Annotated in this window: 15 protein-coding genes and 1 pseudogene; 9 read left to right on the top strand and 7 right to left on the bottom strand. The window is 63.2% G+C overall.

Annotated elements, in window-relative coordinates:
* Nucleotides 1–173 precede the first annotated feature (173 nt).
* Both OKC30_RS04365 and OKC30_RS04360 read right to left on the bottom strand, forming a co-directional pair.
* On the bottom strand, nucleotides 174–1,559 hold the full coding sequence (locus tag OKC30_RS04365) for a methyl-accepting chemotaxis protein (protein ID WP_270662218.1): 1,386 nt from the start codon (nucleotides 1,557–1,559) through the stop codon (nucleotides 174–176).
* Between the two features lie 192 nt (nucleotides 1,560–1,751).
* Nucleotides 1,752–1,946: pseudogene (locus OKC30_RS04360) on the bottom strand (PAS domain S-box protein); the annotation flags it as partial.
* Between the two features lie 382 nt (nucleotides 1,947–2,328).
* Between OKC30_RS04360 and prpB the strand changes: the two are divergent.
* The 4 genes from prpB (at nucleotide 2,329) to prpF (ending at nucleotide 8,425) form a co-directional block, all read left to right on the top strand.
* Complete coding sequence (gene prpB, locus OKC30_RS04355) at nucleotides 2,329–3,228, top strand: methylisocitrate lyase (protein WP_160837110.1); 900 nt, start codon at nucleotides 2,329–2,331, stop codon at nucleotides 3,226–3,228.
* 64 nt (nucleotides 3,229–3,292) lie between these two features.
* Nucleotides 3,293–4,450, top strand: coding sequence for a bifunctional 2-methylcitrate synthase/citrate synthase (gene prpC, locus OKC30_RS04350; RefSeq protein WP_160837108.1), 1,158 nt, complete (start codon nucleotides 3,293–3,295; stop codon nucleotides 4,448–4,450).
* Nucleotides 4,450–7,068 (top strand): Fe/S-dependent 2-methylisocitrate dehydratase AcnD, encoded by a 2,619-nt coding sequence (gene acnD, locus OKC30_RS04345; protein ID WP_202395053.1) that lies wholly within the window; start codon nucleotides 4,450–4,452, stop codon nucleotides 7,066–7,068. Before prpC ends, acnD begins: the two co-directional genes overlap by 1 nt.
* Before the next feature lie 157 nt (nucleotides 7,069–7,225).
* Nucleotides 7,226–8,425 carry a 2-methylaconitate cis-trans isomerase PrpF gene (prpF, locus tag OKC30_RS04340; RefSeq protein WP_160837106.1) on the top strand — a complete coding sequence of 400 codons (1,200 nt, stop codon included), beginning with the start codon at nucleotides 7,226–7,228 and terminating at the stop codon, nucleotides 8,423–8,425.
* Nucleotides 8,426–8,529: 104 nt separating this feature from the next.
* Here the strand turns inward: prpF and OKC30_RS04335 are convergent, their stop codons facing one another.
* The 3 genes from OKC30_RS04335 to OKC30_RS04325 form a co-directional block, all read right to left on the bottom strand.
* Nucleotides 8,530–8,763, bottom strand: coding sequence for a DUF6719 family protein (locus OKC30_RS04335; protein WP_160837104.1), 234 nt, complete (start codon nucleotides 8,761–8,763; stop codon nucleotides 8,530–8,532).
* Nucleotides 8,764–8,926: 163 nt separating this feature from the next.
* Nucleotides 8,927–9,973: an alpha/beta hydrolase gene (locus tag OKC30_RS04330; protein WP_160837102.1), complete on the bottom strand. Its 1,047-nt coding sequence runs from the start codon at nucleotides 9,971–9,973 to the stop codon at nucleotides 8,927–8,929.
* 97 nt (nucleotides 9,974–10,070) lie between these two features.
* Entirely contained in the window at nucleotides 10,071–12,227 is a 2,157-nt protein-coding gene (locus tag OKC30_RS04325) for a TonB-dependent siderophore receptor (protein WP_160837100.1), read from the bottom strand.
* Between the two features lie 130 nt (nucleotides 12,228–12,357).
* Here OKC30_RS04325 and OKC30_RS04320 point away from each other — a divergent pair, with 130 nt between their 5' ends.
* From OKC30_RS04320 to OKC30_RS04300, 5 genes are all read left to right on the top strand, one after another.
* Nucleotides 12,358–13,296 (top strand): helix-turn-helix transcriptional regulator, encoded by a 939-nt coding sequence (locus OKC30_RS04320; protein WP_202395052.1) that lies wholly within the window; start codon nucleotides 12,358–12,360, stop codon nucleotides 13,294–13,296.
* Nucleotides 13,297–13,459: 163 nt separating this feature from the next.
* The gene (locus OKC30_RS04315) at nucleotides 13,460–14,116 is read left to right on the top strand and encodes a Bax inhibitor-1/YccA family protein (RefSeq protein ID WP_010675134.1); all 657 of its coding nucleotides are present in this window, start codon (nucleotides 13,460–13,462) and stop codon (nucleotides 14,114–14,116) included.
* A gap of 311 nt (nucleotides 14,117–14,427) precedes the next feature.
* On the top strand, nucleotides 14,428–14,595 hold the full coding sequence (locus tag OKC30_RS04310; protein ID WP_158657330.1) for a hypothetical protein: 168 nt from the start codon (nucleotides 14,428–14,430) through the stop codon (nucleotides 14,593–14,595).
* A gap of 1 nt (nucleotide 14,596) precedes the next feature.
* The gene (gene yccS, locus OKC30_RS04305) at nucleotides 14,597–16,738 is read left to right on the top strand and encodes a YccS family putative transporter (protein WP_160837098.1); all 2,142 of its coding nucleotides are present in this window, start codon (nucleotides 14,597–14,599) and stop codon (nucleotides 16,736–16,738) included.
* Nucleotides 16,739–16,860: 122 nt separating this feature from the next.
* Nucleotides 16,861–17,205, top strand: a complete 345-nt coding sequence (locus tag OKC30_RS04300) for a TusE/DsrC/DsvC family sulfur relay protein (RefSeq protein ID WP_039038798.1) — start codon at nucleotides 16,861–16,863, stop codon at nucleotides 17,203–17,205.
* 113 nt (nucleotides 17,206–17,318) lie between these two features.
* Here OKC30_RS04300 and dedD read toward each other — a convergent pair whose 3' ends face one another.
* Together dedD and folC are read right to left on the bottom strand one after the other, a co-directional pair.
* Nucleotides 17,319–18,107 carry a cell division protein DedD gene (dedD, locus tag OKC30_RS04295; RefSeq protein ID WP_160837096.1) on the bottom strand — a complete coding sequence of 263 codons (789 nt, stop codon included), beginning with the start codon at nucleotides 18,105–18,107 and terminating at the stop codon, nucleotides 17,319–17,321.
* 179 nt (nucleotides 18,108–18,286) lie between these two features.
* Nucleotides 18,287–19,546: a bifunctional tetrahydrofolate synthase/dihydrofolate synthase gene (gene folC / locus OKC30_RS04290; protein WP_270809568.1), complete on the bottom strand. Its 1,260-nt coding sequence runs from the start codon at nucleotides 19,544–19,546 to the stop codon at nucleotides 18,287–18,289.
* Nucleotides 19,547–19,548: the final 2 nt, after the last annotated feature.

Raw genomic sequence — 19,548 nt, 5'->3', positions numbered from 1 at the left:
TGGATTTAGGGACTCAGAATACTTTTTTCTGAAAATCAAGGCGGCCTTCCCCGGAAAGCCGCGATGAACCTTTTTTTAGCCCTGATACTACGTGGACTGGAACTCAAATTCTCTTAAGTGAACAGCATTGACCCCAGGGGTGGCCTTTCTGCATTGCATGAGTCTGACCGCTCTTACCCGAAGGTCTGCCCCAGGGATTTGAGCTGGCGAGCCTTGGTGAGCAGGATGTCGCTCGAAGCGTCCATGTCCTGCATCTTGTTGCTGTTGGTGTGGGAGTGCTGGGAGATGGCGTTGACGTTGCGGCTGATGTCCTCCACCACCGCCTGCTGCTCCTCTGCCGCCGTCGAGATCTGGGCCGAGAGGTCCACCACCCGTTCTATTTCCGTCAGCACCTGATGCAGACTCTCTGATCCCTGGCGGGTCAGGGTCACGCAGGATTGGGTCTGTTGCAGGTTCTGCTGCATCATTCCCTTCCAGCCGTTCAGGGTACGCTGGATCTGGCCTATGCTGCTCTGGATCTGCTCGGTCGCCTTGTGGGTGCGCGTGGAGAGGGTTCGCACCTCGTCCGCCACCACCGCAAAGCCTCGCCCCTGCTCCCCTGCACGCGCCGCCTCGATGGCGGCGTTGAGCGCCAGCAGATTGGTCTGATCCGCAATGCCCTGGATCTCGCTCATCAGCACACCGATGCGGTCCGACTCCTCCGCCAGTGCCACGGCGGCCGTGAAGGCATGCTCTGCCTGGGTGGCCAGCTCCGTCACCCTGTGCTGGGTATCTTCCAGCTGCTGATCGGTGTGTTGGCAGTGCGCCTTGGCCTGGGCTATCTGGTTGTCCGTCTCTAGGATATTGCGGGCAATCTCGTGGGCTGTCGCCGCCATCTCGGTGATGGCCGTCGCCACCTGTTGGGTCTGGACATCCTGTTCGGCGATGTCGGCGCTTGCCTCGCTGGAGGCTGTTTTCAGATGCACCGCGAGATCCTGCAGGGAGAGGGTCGCATCGTCCACTCGCCCAAGGACGGTGCGGATCCTGGCCTGCAACAGCTTGATGTGGAAGTCTGCAATGGCACTGGCATCCTCCCCCGAATAGATGAGCCGGGTCAGGCTGTCATATTCGTCCGCGAGCTGTCGCAGATAACGGGGGGTAGTGATGAGGGTGTCACGATAGATCAGGGCCAGCCACAAGAGAGGCAACAGGGTGAACAACGGCCCCCAGGGCCCCATTAGATAGCCCCCCCCCCCCGCCAGCATCAGCAAGACACCGACGATGGCCAGCCCGTGGCGCATCGGGCGCAGGCTCAATCCGCTCTTTCGCTCCCCCCGCTCCACGCTCTTCAATCTGGCATAGGTGCGCCCGGCCACGGCTTTCATCTCCGGCGCGGCGCGACTGCGGACCGACTGGTAGCCATTGATCCGCCCCTGCTCGAAGATAGGGGTGACATAGGCATCCACCCAATAGTAACGCCCATCCTTGCAGCGGTTTTTCACCATGCCGCGCCAGGGTTTGCCCTGCTTGAGCTTGCCCCAGAGGTCAGCAAAGGCGCAATGCTGTTCAGATAAGCACATTTTTGACTAATTATTCATAAATGCGACTTGAGTTGGGGGAGCAAGGCTGTTTCCAGTCGATGTTCCTTCAGCCTTTATCCAGCGTGGCTTGCAATAGAAAGAGGGAGGCATCATGCCTCCCTCATTTTTAGCCCTGATACTACGTGGACTGGAACTCAAATTCTCTTAAGTGAACAGCATTGCAGCAAAGGCGGCCTTGGGCATGTCCGGGTGGCGAACCATGTTGTGGTGCTGGCCGATGAGCTCGGCCCGGCTGTACCCCGCTACCCGGCAGAAGTGATCATTGGCGTAGGTGATCACACCCTGCAGGTCCGTGGTGGAGACCAGCTGTTCATTGGCAGGAAAATCCACCTCTTCGTCGATGAGATGAACCTGGGTTTTCTTCATGGCGCACACCCCTTGTTTGATCACCCAATGAGCGTAGCCAAACGCCTACGGGCAAGCAACGCAGAGACCCAGTCGGGGAGGATGGCTGAGACACAATTTGCATCCTGTTTGACGCCGCGCAAGATTTTGGCCCCAAAAGCCCAGATTTGGCCAAAAAATGCCCGGTATTTTCCCAGGTTCACCGCTCTCCCGCACAATGCATCACAGCAAAAAATGGTTCTAACGAGTCTGTGGCACTGGCGTTGCCAGGGGGCCGTCAGGGGAGAGCACACTTGATACGACCTTGGACCTAAGCATGATTGACGTTAACGTAAACGTAGTGTGAGATGATACCGTTCACCCTACACATACAGCAGACACGCACCCCATGAAAGGAGTCACCATGTCCAACCTCTCCCCCTCGGCCGGCAAGCGTTTTCGCACGGCCCTGGCCAACGAAAAGCCTCTGCAGATTGTCGGTACCATCAATGCCTACATGGCGCTGATGGCCGAGCGCAGCGGCTTCCAGGCCCTCTATCTCTCCGGCGCCGGGGTGGCGAACGCCTCCTATGGCCTGCCGGATCTCGGCATGACTTCCATGAATGACGTGCTCATCGATGCCGAACGCATCACGGCTGCCACGCAAGTGCCACTCCTGGTGGACATCGACACCGGCTGGGGGGGCGCCTTCAACATCGCCCGCACCATCCGCGCCTTCGAGCGTGGCGGTGTGGCCGCCGTCCACATGGAAGATCAGGTGGCCCAGAAGCGCTGCGGTCACAGGCCGAACAAGGCGGTGGTCACGGTCTCGGAGATGGTGGACAGGATCAAGGCCGCGGTGGATGCCCGCCAGGACGAGCACTTCGTCATCATGGCCCGCACCGACGCCCTGGCGGTGGAAGGACTGGGCTCGGCCCTGGAGCGGGCCGCCGCCTATGTGGAGGCCGGTGCCGACATGATCTTCGCCGAGGCGGTCACCGAGCTGGATCAGTACGATCGCTTCAAGCAGGCGGCCGGGGTGCCCATCCTCGCCAACATGACCGAGTTCGGCAAGACCGAGCTGTTTGACAAGGAGGCGCTCGCCTTGCATGGCGTCGACATGGTGCTCTACCCCCTGAGCGCCGCCCGCGCCGCCAACCAGGCCGCCCTCAATGTTTATCAGACGCTTCGCCGTGACGGCCACCAACGCGCCGTGGTCGACACCATGCAGACCCGGGAGTCCCTCTACGATTTTCTCGGTTACCACCACTACGAGCAGACCCTGGACAGGCTGTTCACCCAGGACTTGTCGACCAAGGAATAAGACGGCGACCGGCCGCCTTATGCTGGCGGCTGGCGCATCAACGGACTGAATGAGGAAACATGTGATGAGCGCCCTGCCCGAAACCACCGGCTTCAAGCCGAAGAAATCCGTCGCCCTCTCCGGCACCGCCGCCGGCAATACCGCCCTGTGCATCGTGGGCCTCAGCGGCAACGATCTGCACTACCGTGGCTACGACATCCTGGACGTGGCCACCAGCTGCGAGTTTGAAGAGATAGCCCACCTGCTGGTGCACGGCCATCTGCCCAATGTGGCGGAGCTCGCCGCCTACAAGGCCAAGCTCAAGGCCCTGCGCGGCCTGCCCACCGGAGTGAGGACCGCCCTGGAGCAGTTGCCTCCCTCCGCCCACCCCATGGACGTGATGCGCACCGCCGTCTCCGTGCTGGGGTGCCTGTCGCCGGAGAAGGACGATCACAACCACCCGGGCGCCCGGGACATCGCCGACAAGCTGATGGCCTGCTTGGGCTCGGTGCTGCTCTACTGGTACCACTTCAGCCACAACGGCAAACGCATCCATGTGGAGACCGACGACGACTCCATCGGCGGCCACTTCCTCCACCTGCTGCACGGGCACAAGCCACGCGACTCCTGGGTACGCGCCATGCACACCTCTCTCATCCTCTACGCCGAGCACGAGTTCAACGCCTCCACCTTCACCGGCCGCGTCATCGCCGGTACCGGATCGGACATGTACTCCTGCATCACGGGAGCCATCGGTGCCCTGCGCGGGCCCAAGCACGGGGGCGCCAACGAGGTGGCCTTCGAGATCCAGAAGCGCTACGAGAATCTGGACGAGGCGGAGGCCGACATTCGCGCCCGGGTCGAGAGAAAAGAAGTGGTCATCGGCTTCGGCCACCCGGTCTACACCGTCTCCGATCCGCGCAACAAGGTGATCAAGGAGGTGGCGCGCGCCCTCAGCCAGGAGCAGCACAACACCAAGATGTTCGATATCGCCGAGCGGCTGGAATCCACCATGTGGGAAGTCAAGAAGATGTTCCCGAACCTCGACTGGTTCAGCGCCGTCAGCTACCACATGATGGGGGTGCCCACCGCCATGTTCACCCCGCTGTTCGTCATCGCCCGCACCTCAGGCTGGTCGGCCCATGTCATCGAGCAGCGCATCGACGGCAAGATCATCCGCCCGAGCGCCAACTACGTCGGTCCGGCCGATCTGACCTTCGTGCCGCTCAAGGAGCGCAAGTGATGATCAACACGCAATATCGCAAGCCCCTGCCCGGCACACAGCTTGACTACTTCGACGCCCGGGAGGCGGTCAACGCCATCGCCCCCGGCGCCTGGGACAGGCTCTCCTACACCGCCCGCGTCCACGCCGAGAACCTGGTTCGCAAATGCGATCCGGCCATCCTCGGCGAGTGCCTCGGCCAGATAGTGCACAACAAGCGCGATCGCGACTTTCCCTGGTTCCCGGCGCGGGTGGTGTGCCACGACATCCTGGGACAGACCGCCCTGGTGGACCTCGCGGGCCTTCGCGACGCCATCGCCGAGCAGGGGGGAGATCCCGCCCAGGTGAACCCGGTCGTGCCGGTGCAACTCATCGTCGACCATTCCCTGGCCGTTGAATGTGGCGGCTTTGACCCCCAGGCGTTCGAGAAGAACCGCGCCATCGAGGATCGCCGCAACGAGGATCGCTTCCACTTCATCGACTGGACCAAGCAGGCGTTCAAGAACATCGAGGTGATCCCGCCTGGCAACGGCATCATGCACCAGATCAACCTGGAGAAGATGTCCCCCGTCATCCACGCCGATCGCGGTTTGGCCTACCCGGATACCTGCGTCGGTACCGACAGCCACACCCCCCACGTGGATGCCCTCGGCGTCATCGCGGTGGGGGTGGGCGGGCTGGAAGCCGAGAACGTGATGCTGGGGCGCGCCTCCTGGATGCGGCTGCCTTCGATCGTCGGCGTCGAGCTCTCCGGCAAGCCGCAGCCCGGCATCACCGGCACGGATCTGGTGCTGTCGCTCACCGAATTCCTGCGCCAGCAGAAGGTAGTCGGCGCCTACCTGGAGTTTCGTGGCGAGGGCGCCGCCGCCCTCACCCTCGGCGATCGGGCCACCATCTCCAACATGGCGCCGGAGTATGGTGCTACCGCGGCCATGTTCTTCATCGACCAGCAGACCCTCGACTATCTCAAGCTCACCGGCCGTGACGACGAGCAGGTCAGGCTGGTGGAAACCTATGCCAGGGAGGCCGGTCTCTGGGCCGATGCCCTGGCGGGCGCCCAGTACGAGCGGGTGCTGCACTTTGACTTGTCGAGCGTGGTGCGCACCCTGGCCGGCCCCTCCAACCCCCATCGCCGCCTGCCGGTATCGGCATTGGCCGAGCGCGGAATCGCGGTGGACCTGGACAAGGCTCGTGCCCAGGAGGCTGACGGCCTCTTGCCCGATGGCGCCGTCATCATCGCCGCCATCACCAGTTGCACCAACACCAGCAACCCGCGCAACGTGATTGCCGCAGGCCTCCTGGCCCGCAACGCCAACCGGCTCGGCCTGATGCGCAAGCCCTGGGTCAAATCCTCCCTCGCCCCCGGCTCCAAGACGGTCGCGCTTTACCTGAAAGAGGCGGGGCTGATGGATGAGCTGGCACAGCTCGGCTTCGGCGTCGTGGCGTTTGCCTGCACCACCTGCAACGGCATGTCCGGTGCCCTGGATCCCGCCATCCAGCAGGAGATCATCGAGCGGGACCTCTACGCCACGGCGGTGCTGTCGGGCAATCGCAACTTCGACGGCCGCATCCACCCCTATGCCAAGCAGGCGTTTCTCGCCTCGCCCCCCCTGGTGGTGGCCTACGCCATCGCGGGCACCATCCGCTTCGACATCGAGAAAGATGTGCTGGGGGTAGTGGACGGTCAGGAGATTCGCCTCAGGGATATCTGGCCGTCTGATGAAGAGATCGACGCCGTGGTCAAGGCGTCGGTCAAGCCGTCCCAGTTCCGCCAGGTCTATATCCCCATGTTCACCCAAGAAGAGGATCAGGGTCCCAAGGTGACGCCCCTGTACGACTGGCGCTCTCAAAGCACCTATATCCGTCGCCCGCCCTACTGGGAGGGGGCATTGGCGGGCGAGCGCACCCTGCGCGGCATGCGGCCCCTGGCGCTGTTGCCGGACAACATCACCACAGACCACCTCTCCCCTTCCAACGCCATCCTGCCCGGCAGCGCGGCGGGGGAATACCTGGCGAAGATGGGCCTGCCGGAGGAGGACTTCAACTCCTACGCCACCCACCGCGGCGATCACCTGACCGCCCAGCGCGCCACCTTCGCCAACCCCCAGCTGGTCAACGAGATGGCGGTAGTGAACGGCGTGGTGCAGAAGGGGTCCCTCGCCCGCGTCGAGCCGGACGGCAAAGTGATGCGGATGTGGGAAGCCATCAAGACCTACATGGCACGCAAGCAGCCCCTCATCATCGTGGCCGGTGCCGACTACGGTCAGGGCTCGTCCCGGGACTGGGCGGCCAAGGGGGTACGCCTTGCCGGGGTGGAGGTGATCGCGGCGGAAGGCTTCGAGCGCATTCACCGCACCAACCTCATCGGCATGGGGGTGCTGCCGCTCGAGTTCAAACCGGGCACCACCCGCCTCACGCTGGGCCTCGATGGCACCGAGACCTATGACGTGGTGGGAGCACGCCAGCCGCGCACCGATCTCACTCTGGTGATCCGCCGTCGCAGCGGCGAAGTGATCCAGGTGCCCATGACCTGCCGCCTCGACACCGCCGAGGAGGTCTCGGTCTATGAGGCGGGCGGCGTGCTGCAACGCTTCGCCCAGGACTTCCTGGCGTCGACCGCGCAAAAGGCCGTGAGCTAAATCGCAACCCCGCTCCGCCCCTTTGAAAAAGGGGAAGGCATAAAGCACCCTCTCCCTTTGAGAGAGGGTTGGGGTGAGGGGAAATCCCCCTCATCCGCCCTTCGGGCACCTTCTCCCAGAGGGAGCAGGATCTATGACTCTTTTCAGGACACTCTCTATGGCCCACCAACCACAAGTCAAAATCCCGGCCACCTACCTTCGCGGCGGCACCAGCAAGGGGGTCTTCTTTCGCTTATCTGACCTGCCCGAGCGCTGCCAGCAGCCGGGCCCGGCACGGGATGCCTTCTTCCTGCGGGTCATCGGCAGCCCCGACCCCTACGGCGCCCACATGGACGGCATGGGGGGGGCCACCTCCTCCACAGCCAAGTGCGTGATCCTCTCCAAAAGCCAGCAACCCGATCACGATGTGGACTACCTCTACGGCCAGGTCGCCATCGACAAGGCATTCGTGGACTGGAGCGGCAACTGCGGCAACCTCTCCACCGGCGCCGGGGCCTTCGCCATCCACGCCGGCCTGGTGGACCCGTCCCGCATCCCGGAGCACGGCACCTGTGAGGTGCGGATCTGGCAGGCCAATATCGGCAAGACCATCCTCGCCCACGTGCCGGTGACAAACGGCCAGGTGCAGGAGACAGGCGATTTCGAGCTGGACGGGGTGACCTTCCCCGCCGCCGAGATCGTGCTGGAGTTTCTCGACCCGTCCGACGAGGGTGAAGACGGCGGCGCCCTCTTCCCCACCGGCAATCTGGTGGACGATCTGGAGGTACCCGCGTCTGTTGTAAAGAGCGGCGTACTGAAAGCCACCCTGATCAGCGCCGGCATCCCCACGGTGTTCGTCAACGCCGAGGACATCGGTTATGAGGGCACCGAGCTGCGCGAGGCGATCAACACAGATCCGCAAGCGCTCGCCCGTTTCGAGGCGATCCGGGTTGCCGGTGCCCTGCGCATGGGGCTCATCAAGCGCCCCGAAGAGGCGGCCACTCGCCAGCACACCCCGAAAATTGCCTTCGTCGCACCCGCCAAGGATTACCGCACCGCCAGCGGCAAGGAGATTATTGCCGGCGAGATCGATCTGCTGGTGCGGGCCCTCTCCATGGGCAAGCTGCACCACGCCATGATGGGCACCTGCGCCGTGGCTATCGGCACGGCGGCGGCCATTCCCGGCACCCTCGTCAATCTGGCCGCCGGGGGCGGCGAGCGCGAAGCGGTGCGCGTTGGTCACCCCTCCGGCACCCTGAGAGTCGGTGCCCAGGCAGAGCAGGTCGCGGGACAGTGGACGGTCACCAAGGCGGTGATGTCCCGCTCCGCCCGCATCCTGATGGAAGGCTGGGTGCGGGTCCCTGGAGATGCCTTCTAGCCCGCTGCGGCATCACACCGACCAGGCCAGCCAGACGAAAAGAGCCCCAAGGCGACTGCCTCAGGGCTCTTTTTTGGATGTTTCAGGCTGTGAAAATCACATCATCATTGCGGTCTTGCCACACACTCCACCTTTCTTGGCACATTGTGCTTCGCGTCCCCGCCGATGAGACGCTTGACCTGCCCTAGTGGGCAGCGACCGTCATCCACATAGGCGGTCTCCCCAAGGGGCAGCCTGCCTGGGGGCGGATCCTGACTCAGATAGGTGACGGGAATGGGCGCAGGCGCAAACCCACTGCACCCCGACATCAGGAGTGCACTGCACCACAGGGCCAGCATGCCTCCCCTCTTTCCTGCAACCGCCATCGCTCACTCCCTGCCTCTGTCGGGGCACCGACCCGGCGCCCCTCGTTTCGGCAGTCTACCCAGGGATGGCGCCGGACCGCCACCCGTCTCCGGCGCCGTTGTGACGATTCCAGACACAGGCAAAAATATCGGCTTTTCACGGCTTCGACCCGTAGTAGTGGGCCAGCAGGGCATCGGCCTCGTCCACGGGGATCGCCATCTGCGGCCAGCGCGCGGCCTTCTCCCTGATGTCCCGCAGGCTCCCCAGCTCCGGGCGCAGTGCGCTGCCGAGGTGGCGGTTCAAGGCATCAAAGCGGGCGATCACCCCCTGTCGGCTGAAGTGCCCGGGCGCCAGATCCATCCGGTAGCCCTGAAACAGCCACTGGAGTCCCTGATAGACGGCGGGGTGGTAGACGCTGTGATGATCCTCCTCCTCGAAGTAGCGGCTGGTGACGTGCAGGTTTGCGCCGGGTGCCCCCACTACCTGCCGCGCAAACTGCTGCAGGCGATCCCGGTGAAACGCCGAGCGCCCGAATCCCGGGGTGAAGGGGTTGTTGGCCACCGCCATGAACAGCGAGGAGGCGTGCTTGAGCGGCCCGGTCAACTCCGACGCGATGCGCTCGTAATTGCGGGGGTAATCGAACCAGAGGCTGGCGTCGATGGCGATCACTCCCTGGAACTGGCCGCTATCTTGCGCCTGTGCATCGAGCGCCAGCAGGCCGCCGAGGGAGTGGCCCACCAGCAGGGCCGGCGCCCGGGTCCGAAACCTCTCCTCGATGAGGGGGCGCAGCTCCTCACTCAGATAGCGCAGGAACCGGGGCCCGCCCCCCGTCACGGCATAGCCGGGCCCCGCCGGTGCCCCATTTGGCAAGGTCATGGTGTGGCTCGGGGTGTAATCCCGCATCCGGTCGGTGTTGTGGACCGCGACGATGATGAGGGGGGGGATAGCCGGATTGAGCCCGGCCCGCAGGGCCCGGGTGATGCCGACAACCTCCAGCAGGCTCTTCTCCCCGTCGAGCAGATAGAGCACGGGGAACCGAGCCCCGGGCTCGCGTTCATATTCCTGGGGCAGGGAGACGCTGTATTGCCGCGTCTCCCCCAGCAGGGCCGAATGGTGGGTGAAGCGCTGGGCGTAGTGGAGCATGTCTGCCTGGGCAGAAGAGAGTGTGATCATGGTGAGCAGCAGGGTGATGAGTCTTGTCATGAGATGAACCAGGATTGTGTCGCCAGCCTTGGGGATCCCCCGTAGGGCGGCTCACAGAGACGACAACAGGGCCCGCAGGCCCTGCTGTCGTCGGTCGTTACAGCTTGTAGGTGAAGCCTGCCATCAGGTTCGCCGGCTCGCCGTACATGTTGAAGGTGCTGGTGGAGCCGACCCGGTAGAAGTACTCCCGGTCGAGCAGGTTGTAGAGGTTCAGGGTCGCCTGCATTCTGTCGTTGATCTCGTAACGCACCGCCGCATCGAACAGGGCATAGCCCCCCTGATGGGTCTCGACCCCCTTCTGGTTGAAGCCGTAGTCGCTCACCGCCGTCATTCCTGCCCCGAGGTGCAGCCCCTGCACCCAGTCGGCCAGGTGGTAGTCGGTCCAGAGCGAGAGGGTGTGACGGGGGATGGTGTCGAATTTCGGGTTGTGATCCCCGGCCTTCTCCTCGATGTCGGTGAAGGTATAGCCGGCCATCACCATCCAGTTCTGGCTGAGATAGCCGCTCGCCTCCAGCTCCACCCCTTGCGTCTCCACCTTGCCGGTAGCCCAGTAGGTGTTGGTGATGGCAATGCCCTGATCGTCGTAGGCCTGGGCCGCGATGTTGTCGTCCTTCATCAGGAAGAGGGTCGCCCGGGTGTTGAGCAGGCCGTCACGCAGCGAGGACTTGATGCCGGTTTCCCACTGGCTGCCCTCCCGGGGCTTGAGCAGGTTGCCGCTCTCGTCCTGGCTGGTCTGGGGCTTGAACACCTTGGAGTAGCTGGCATACCAGGCGTGTGCGTCGCTCAGGTCATAGACGGCCCCCGCGTAGGGGGTGAGCTTGCCGTTGAACGCACTGGACTCGCCACTCTGGGCTCCGGAACTCAGGGTCGTGCTGACGGCATCCAGATCGTACCAAGAGACGCGGGCCCCGGTGATCACCGCCAGCGGCTCCAGCAGACGCCAGGTCACCTTGCCATACAGACCGAGCTCCGACTGCTCCTCATGGTCATTCTTGGTGTAGCTGTAGTCCGGCTTGGCGACCCGGGTCGGGTCGAAATCGAACACATTGATCTTGCCGAGGTTGCGGTTGGTGTAGGTCTGGATGTCCGACTCGTAGCGCTTGTAGTCGGAGCCCAGCACAAACTCGCTCTTGTGCCCCAACAGATCGAACATCTGGCTGTAGTTGGCATCGAAGGCCATGTTCTTCTGCTGGTTCCCCTGGCCGTTGAACATCAGCCCGGTGTTGCCCGCCGCGTCCACGGGGCCGTTGGTGAAGGTCTGCTCCAGCCGCATGTCGTGATCCATGTAGCGGGCCGAGACCTGACCCACTCCGCCGTTGGCAAAGGCGTGTTGCAGCGAGGCCCCCACATCCGTGGTATCGGCGTCGAAGAAGTCTTCAGCCGACCCCAGGTAGGTGCTGCGGCCGATGTCGAGCAGGGAGCCGTCCTTGTACGCCGGCAGGCCGTTGGTGGGCAGGATGTCCTTGGTCTGGTGCAGGGCGTAGACGGAGAGGCGGGTGCGATCCGAGAGATCGAACTCCAGGGTGCCGTAGTAGGTACCGTTGTCGTTGTTGTTGTAGTCCACCTGGTTCTTGATGTCGGCGTTGGCCACCACGACGCGGCCGCGCAGGGAACCCTCGTCGTTGAGTGCGCCCCCCATGTCCGCCTCCAGGTAATGCCTGTCCCAGCTGCCATAGCGCGCCGTGACCGAGCCCTTGAAGGCGTCGGTCGGACGCTTGAGCACCATGTTGATCACGCCCCCCAGCTCGCTGGTGCTGTTGAAGAGGCCGGAGGGGCCCCGCATGATCTCCACCCGATCCACCGCCGCCAGCGACGGCAGGGTGCCGTACTTGCTCTGCATGGGCGATGGCAGGCCGTTGAGGTTCACCTCGTCGTACTCATAGCCGCGGGAGAAGATGGAGGAGCGACCGCTGTCATTGACCAGGGTGCGCAGACCCGGCGTGAACTTGGCCAGATCGTCCACCGCCACGAAGTTGCGCTCCTCGATGTAGTCGTTGGTCAACACGGTGATCGACTGGGGGATGTCTTTGAGGGCCGCCGGCGTCTTGGTGCCAACGGTGGCCGAGTCGACCCCATAGCCTCCCGTCTCCTCCGACGGCGACATCCCGTAGAGTGGATTGCCATAGACGACCAGGGTTTCGTCCGGCTTGATGTCCGGTGTGTGTGCCCCTGCCGGGGCGGCAAAGGTGACGGCCAGAGCGGCAGAGATGGCCAGAGCCAGCGGGCTTCGCGCTTTATCCTTCAAGACAACCATAGTAAGAGTGACCCCAAGATAGAGATGATAATCATTTTCATTTGATTTTCCGGGGGCTAATATATCACTCCATCTTCCGCCGCAGTTTTGCGGTGTGGTCATTTCACTCTTCGACATGGTCAAATTGCACATGACTGACACAGTGGCAAGGGATACCAGCGCACGCCAGCGAGGCCGCTTCACCGGCAGGGTGGAGAACCTGGTGATCCAGGAGGGTCTTCGCTTTCACAACAAGGACATCGTTCACAAGGCAGACTTCGCCACCGAGCGGGAGTTGCCGCCGCAGTTGATCATCGCCATTCCCCTCGAGAGCCGGGCCCTGATGACCTATGGCGCCACTCACAGGCTCAAGGGGTGCCGCTTCCACGAGTCCGACCCCATAGTGGCAACCGCCATCCTCTATACCGAGCCCGACATCGTGCAGGGGGCGGCCAAAGCCCAGGTGCGCAGCCGCAGCATCGTCCTCTCCCTGGACCACACCTGGCTCGCCCACAACCTGGCACAGGCGCATCGCAAGGCTTTCGCACAGACCTTCAGCCGCCATCTGAGCCGCGTCGACTGGACCCTGCCCGCGGCGCTTGGACAGATTGCGGAAGCGCTCAATCTCACCAGCAGCCAGAACGCCTCCGAAATGCTGATGCGCAAGGCCTTTGCCCTCAGTGTCTGGGAGAGCCTGATGACCAACCTCCAGCAGGCCGCCTCCCCCTGTTGCCAGCGCCAGAACGAGCAACCGACGCGCCTCAAGATGCTGCTCAGGGATGAAAAAGTGGACGAGATGACCCTGACCGAGATCGCGGCCACCCTCGGCATGAGCGTCTCCACCTTGCAGCGGGCCGCAAAAAAAGAGCTGGGCATGAGCCTGCAGCGCTACCTTCGCCAGCGAAAGCTGCAAGAAGCGCGGGCCAGGCTGGAGGCGCGCAGCCTCTCTCTGCAAGGGGCCGCCGCCCACGCCGGCTATGACCATGTGGCCAATTTCATCACGGCGTTTAGAAAGCAGTTCGGCTTCTCGCCGACGCGGATCGCCAGACAGGGTAAAGAGCAGGAGCAGGCGCCCTCTGCAACGCCTTGAGCCTCCTTGTTCATGCGCAATACATCTTTGCTCTGGGATAGTAGGCACCACGCAGGTGGGGTGGCGCTTGAAATCAGCGCTCGTCATCCACACATTCAGTGCATACAATGCGTTAACGAAGCACAACTCGTCGCTTCACCCCGGAAATCAAGAGGACATCAAGATGGATACCCGTTCTATCTACACTGGCACCCAGGGTGCCGTGCGCGACACCAACAAGGTGCTGCGCAACACCTACATGCTGCTCTCCCTCACTCTTGGCTTCTCAGCCGTGGTAGCCGGGGTAGCAACCGTCATGAACATGCCGCCCCTGCACTGGGCCGTGTTCCTCATCGGTGTCTACGGCCTGATGTTCCTGACCGAAAAGAACCGTGACAACGGCATGGGGCTGGTGTTCACCTTCGCCCTGACCGGCCTGCTGGGCTATAGCCTCGGCCCCATCATCAACATGTACATGAACAACGGCGGCGGCGAGATCGTGATGACGGCGCTGGGCGGCACTGCGCTCACCTTCTTCGGCCTGTCTGCCTATGCCCTGACCACCAAGCGGGACCTCTCCTTCCTCGGCGGCATGCTGTTCGTCGGGTTCTGGGTACTGCTGGTTGCCATGGTCGCCAACATCTTCCTGCAGATGAGCGCCCTGAGCCTGGCCCTGTCCGCCATGTTCATGCTCTTCTCCTCCGGCGCCATCTTGCTGACCACCCAGCAGATCGTGCGCGGCGGCGAGACCAACTACATCTCTGCCACCGTCACCCTGTATGTCTCCATCTACAACATCTTCCTGAGCCTGCTGAGCCTGCTTGGCGGCAACCGCAACTGATGGATGCTTGATATGCACAAGACCCCGCTTCGGCGCAATGCTGTTCACTTAAGAGAATTTGAGTTCCAGTCCACGTAGTATCAGGGCTAAAAATGAGGGAGGCATGATGCCTCCCTCTTTCTATTGCAAGCCACGCTGGATAAAGGCTGAAGGAACATCGACTGGAAACAGCCTTGCTCCCCCAACTCAAGTCGCATTTATGAATAATTAGTCAAAAATGTGCTTATCTGAACAGCATTGCCGCTTCGGCGGGGTTTTTATTGGCGCCCATTTCTGTCAGGATAAGTTGCAAATCAAGGATATGAAGCGAAGTGGCCCTGATCCAAATCAGGGCCGTTTCGCTGTCGACGGGTTATGCTGTCGCTTTCGTTTCGCTCAAGGGTTGCCTTCATCCCATGCCCATGGACTTCTCAGGTTTATTGCGCCGTCTGCTGACCGACTGCCACATCGATTTCACCTCGTTCAAGGGTGGTGCCTAGCATGCCGATGGATTTCTCCGGCCTGCTGCGCCGGCTGCTGACAGACAGCCACATCTATTTCGCTCTCAAGGTCCTGCTCGCCATCGCGGGGCTGCTCGCCTTCGCGCTGGCTACCGGTGACATCCAGCTCACCGTGCTGCTCTCCCTTGGGGTGGTGGCCGGCGCCATCGCCGAGACCGACGACAGCCTCTGGGGCCGGGTCAAGAACCTCGCCATGACCCTGCTCTGCTTCCTGTTTGCCTCATTGTGCGTACAGTATCTCTTCCCCACCCCCTGGCTCTTTGCCATCGGGCTCGCGGGCTCCACCTTCCTCTTCGTGATGGTGGGTGCCCTCGGCCAACGCTACGCCACCATCAGCTTCGGCTCCCTGCTGATTGCCATCTACACCATGCTGGGGGCCGCCAAGGCGCCGGATCTCTTCTATCAGCCGCTGGCCCTGTGCGCCGGGGCCCTCTGGTACGGCCTGGTGTCCCTGGTCTGGCTCTGGCTGCTGCCCTACAAGACCCTGCACGAGCAACTGGCCCAGAGCTACTTCGCCCTCGCCCGCTACTTGCAGGAGAAATCCCGCTTCTTCCCGGCCGACGAACACGGCGCCCAGGCCATCCGCCACAATCTGGCCCAGCTCAACATCAACCTGGTCAATGCCCTGAACCAGGCCAAGACGGCGCTCAATGCCCGCCTTCATGCCCCCGGCCGCCACGGGGTTGCCCCCGAGCTCGCTGGCCTGCTGCGCCTTTACCTGCTTGCCCTGGAGATCCAGGAGCGGGCCACCTCCAGCCACTACCCTTACAGCAAGCTGGAAGCGGAGCTCAAGCAGGGCATCGTCCTCGACGGCTTCCAGGAGGTGCTGTCACAGCTTGCCGACGCCTGTCAGCAGCTTGGCTACGCCATCCTGGTGCACAAGCCCTACACCCACCACAAACGCATTCACTGGACCCTGGAGGCCCTCGGCGATCAGCTGGAGTTCACCCACCTCAAGCAGCACTACCCCAAGACCCTGCTGACACCGATGAAGTTCCTGCGTCGCAACCTGGCCAGCATCAACCAGTTGCTGCAAAGCGCCGAAGAGCTGCAAAACCCCGCCGCGCCGCCCACCAGCCTGCCTCCCCTGGCACGGCCGGTCGCCCTGCCCTTGCTGGCATTGCTCAGGCAGCACCTCACCCCCAACTCCATGGTGTTTCGCCATGCCCTGCGGCTCTCCCTCGGGCTGGTAGTGGGCTATGGCATTCTGCAGGCGTTTCACCTGGACAAGGGGTACTGGATCCTGCTCACCGTATTGTTCGTCTGCCAGCCAAGTTACAGCGCCACCCGCCGTCGTCTGGTGCAGCGGATGCTCGGCACCTTTGCCGGTATCCTCATCGGCGTGCCCGTGCTCTGGTTCTTCCCCGAGCTGCACCTGCAACTGGGGATCATGGGGCTAGCCGCCTTCCTGTTTTTCACCCAGGTGCGCAGCAACTACAGCGCCGCCGTCTGCTTCATCACCCTCTACGTGCTGATGGCGTTCAACCTGCTGGATGGCATCGGCTTCGCCATCCTGGGACCCCGCCTGCTCGATACCCTGCTCGGCTGCCTGCTCTCCTACGCCCTGGTGGCCTGGCTCTGGCCCGACTGGCAATACAAGCGGTTGCCAACCCTTATCGCCAACTCCCTGTCCGCTAATGCGAAGTACCTCTCGGCGGTACTCGCCAGCCTGCATCGCCAACGGGATGAATCCCTGGACTACCGGGTGGCCCGCAAGTGTGCCCACCTCGCCGACAGCGAGCTGGCCATGGCCTGGCAGAGCATGCTGGTGGAGCCGAGCAAGCGCCGCCGCTTCCTGGATCTCTGCTTCACTCTCACCTGGCGCAACCATGCCCTGCTCTCCTATATCTCGGCACTCGGGGCCCATCGCGACAAACTCGAGCCCATCGAGGGGCTGGAGGAGATAAGCCGCCACATCAGCCAGACCCTGGAGCAGGCCGCCGGTCACTTGGCGGGGCAGATGCCGACGCCACTCACGGGAGCCTGTCCGGCCATCGCTCCGGAGAGCAGCGAGGAGCAGCTGATGCTGAGCCAGCAGCTCTCCCTCATCAGCCAGTTGGCAGACGAGCTGTTGGTGCTGGCCAACGACGGCCAGTTGCTGACAGGTCAGGGGCGAACCTAGCCGGACATAGCCGCCGGGCCAGTCCCACCCGAGGCAGGCGCCAAGCGCCGCCCCGGTTGCCGGACGGGACGCAAGGCGCTACCATGCCCGCCCCATTGAGATAGCCTTTTCGAGGAAGCGTCATGTCCGAGCCACACCATTTGCAGTTCAACGGCCAACTCATCGAGACCGATGCCCAGGGCTATCTGCGCCACAGCGAGCAATGGAGCGAGGCGCTGGCCCTGGTGCTGGCCGAGAAAGAGGGGATAGTGCTGGAGGATCCCCACTGGGAAGTGGTGCGTTTCGTACGGGCCTTCTATCTGGAGTTCAACACTTCCCCCGCCATCCGCGCCCTGGTCAAGGCGATGGAAAAGCAGTACGGCCCGGAGAAGGGCAACAGCCGCTACCTCTACAAGTTGTTCCCGGAAGGCCCCGCCAAGCAGGCCACCAAGATCGCAGGCCTCCCCAAGCCGGTGAAGTGCATCTAGTGCTCCTCGGCAGCCAGATAGCCCGATAGCCACATTGCCTCCCCCGTGTTGGACACAAAAAAAGACCGCGCCCATGTTGCCATGAGGCGCGGTCTTTTCATTTCATCGTCCTGTCAGGGGTTGTATGCCACCACGGAGCCGCTCAAGCCCGTCATCTGGCTGATCCGGCTCTGCATGCCCTGCAACTTAGCCTTGGAGACATCCGGCCCGATGAAGACCCGGTTGATCTGCCCCTGCACCGGGGTTCTCGGCGACGTCTGGGCCGAGTAGCCCGCCGCCCTCAGCTTGCTCACCAGGGCATTGACGCTGTCTGCATTCTTGAAGGCGCCAAGCTGCAGGATCCAGCTCCCCTGAGCCGGGGCTGCTGCCGGTGCCGTAGTCGGCTGGGCCATCTTGCTCGCGATAAGATCATCCATGGTCTTGATCTGGCCCGCCTGTGGCTTGGCCTCCACCGGTTTTTGCACCTCTACCGGCTTGGTTGGCACCGGCTTGGGTTTGGGCTGCTCCACCGGTTTCTTGGCGATCACTTCCGGCTTGGGCTCGGGTTTGGGCTGGGGCTTGGATTGCGCCACGACCTGTACCGGCTGCTGCTGGGTGATGGGAGCCTGACTGGCTCCCGCCTGATTGGCCAGGGTCACGGTATCGCCAATCTCCTCTACCTGCCACTGGGTCGCGGCAGAGGCCTGCTGCTGACTCGCCAGATGCTCGGCCGGCAGGGTGCTCGCCGCCGAGACCTGAAGCGCAGGTTTGGCGGGCTCCAGCTCCGGACGCAGGGGGATCTTGGCGAAGGCCTCGTCCTTCTGCTCCAGCTTGTTGCCGTCCATCAGGTCCGGCAGAAAGATGACCACCAGGGCGACCAGGATGACGGTCCCCACCAATCTGTTTTGAAACTTCGAAGCCAAGTTAATTTCCACCCATGTTACTTAGGATCCATTGCAATCTTGCACACTTCGCAAAGAACGCCTCCCCTCACGCCGGCTGGCGAAGCCGGGTCCCTCGCCACCCACTTGGCCTGAAAGGGGATTATCCAGTGCAAAACCCGGCCCGTCGTCACGATGACGGAGCCAGGGGAGCGAACGGCTCAGACCGCGCTCAGAGCCAGCACGTCGGCGACAGTGTAAAACGAGCCGAACACAATGACCATATCGTCAGGACTCGATGCGGCCAAGGCGGCGCCGTAGGCATCCCCCACGCAGGCAAAGGTGAGCGCCACGCCCCGGCCGCTGCCAAGGGCCGTCGCCAACTGGTCGGCCGTGGCCGCGCGCGGGCCGTGGAGGCTTGCCAGGAACCACTCGTCAATCAGACCGTCAAGCTCGGCCAGCGACCCCGCCATGTCCTTGTCCTTGAGCATGCCAACCACGGCGCGGCGCTTGCCCTTGCCGGGGCGCTGACGCAGCTGGCTGGCGAGATAGGCGGCAGAGTGGGGATTGTGGGCCACGTCGACGATGACCAGCGGCGAGGTTTGCAACTGCTGCATCCGGCCAGCCAGGCGGGCATTGGCCAGGCCGTCGCGGATGGCGGACTCCGCCAATGGCAGACCGAGGGACTCCAGGGCCGCCAGCACGGTGACCGCATTCATCAGCGGCAGGGCCGGTTTGGGCAATCCCGACCAGTGGTGCAGGCCGTGATAATCCCAGTCACCTTCATACTCGTCACCACGAAAATCGATGCCGACCTGACGCAGGCAGGCGCCGAGGCGCGCCGCTTCGCTTGCGATGGTCGACGGCGGATTGGGCTCCCCGCTGATGGCGGGTTTACCTTTGCGATAGACGCCGACTTTCTCCACCGCCACCGCCTCCCGGGTATCCCCGAGCCAGTCGCAGTGATCCAGGGCAATGGAGGTGATCAGGGCGACGTCGGACTCCACCACATTGGTGGCATCGAGCCGCCCCCCCAGCCCCACTTCCAGCAAGAGCACATCGGGCGCGGCGCGGCGAAACAGCCACAGACCCGCCAGGGTGGCGAACTCGAAGAAGGTGAGGACGATGTCGCCCCGGGCGGCTTCCACCTCGGCAAAGGCCGCGCAGTGATCGCCATCGGCCAGCTCCTGGCCATTGACGCGCACCCGCTCGGTAAAGCGCAGCAGATGGGGGGAGGAGTAGACACCGACCCGGTAGCCGGCGGCCATCAGGATGCTGGCCGCCATGGCGCAGGAGGAGCCCTTGCCGTTGGTGCCCGCCACCGTGATCACCTTGAACGGCAGTTCGGTGAGGCCCATGCGGCGGGCAACCGTGCCGACCCGCTCCAGCCCCATGTCGATGTTGGCCGGGTGGATCTGCTCCAAATAAGAAAGCCAGTCGACCAGCGACCGGCTTTGGGATTGTTGCATGTGTGAACTCATCT

This window comes from Aeromonas sp. QDB18 (genome assembly GCF_027705325.1).
Lineage (GTDB): Bacteria > Pseudomonadota > Gammaproteobacteria > Enterobacterales > Aeromonadaceae > Aeromonas > Aeromonas caviae.
Note: the sequence above shows the minus strand (reverse complement) of the source record. Positions and strands in the feature narration are given on the sequence as shown.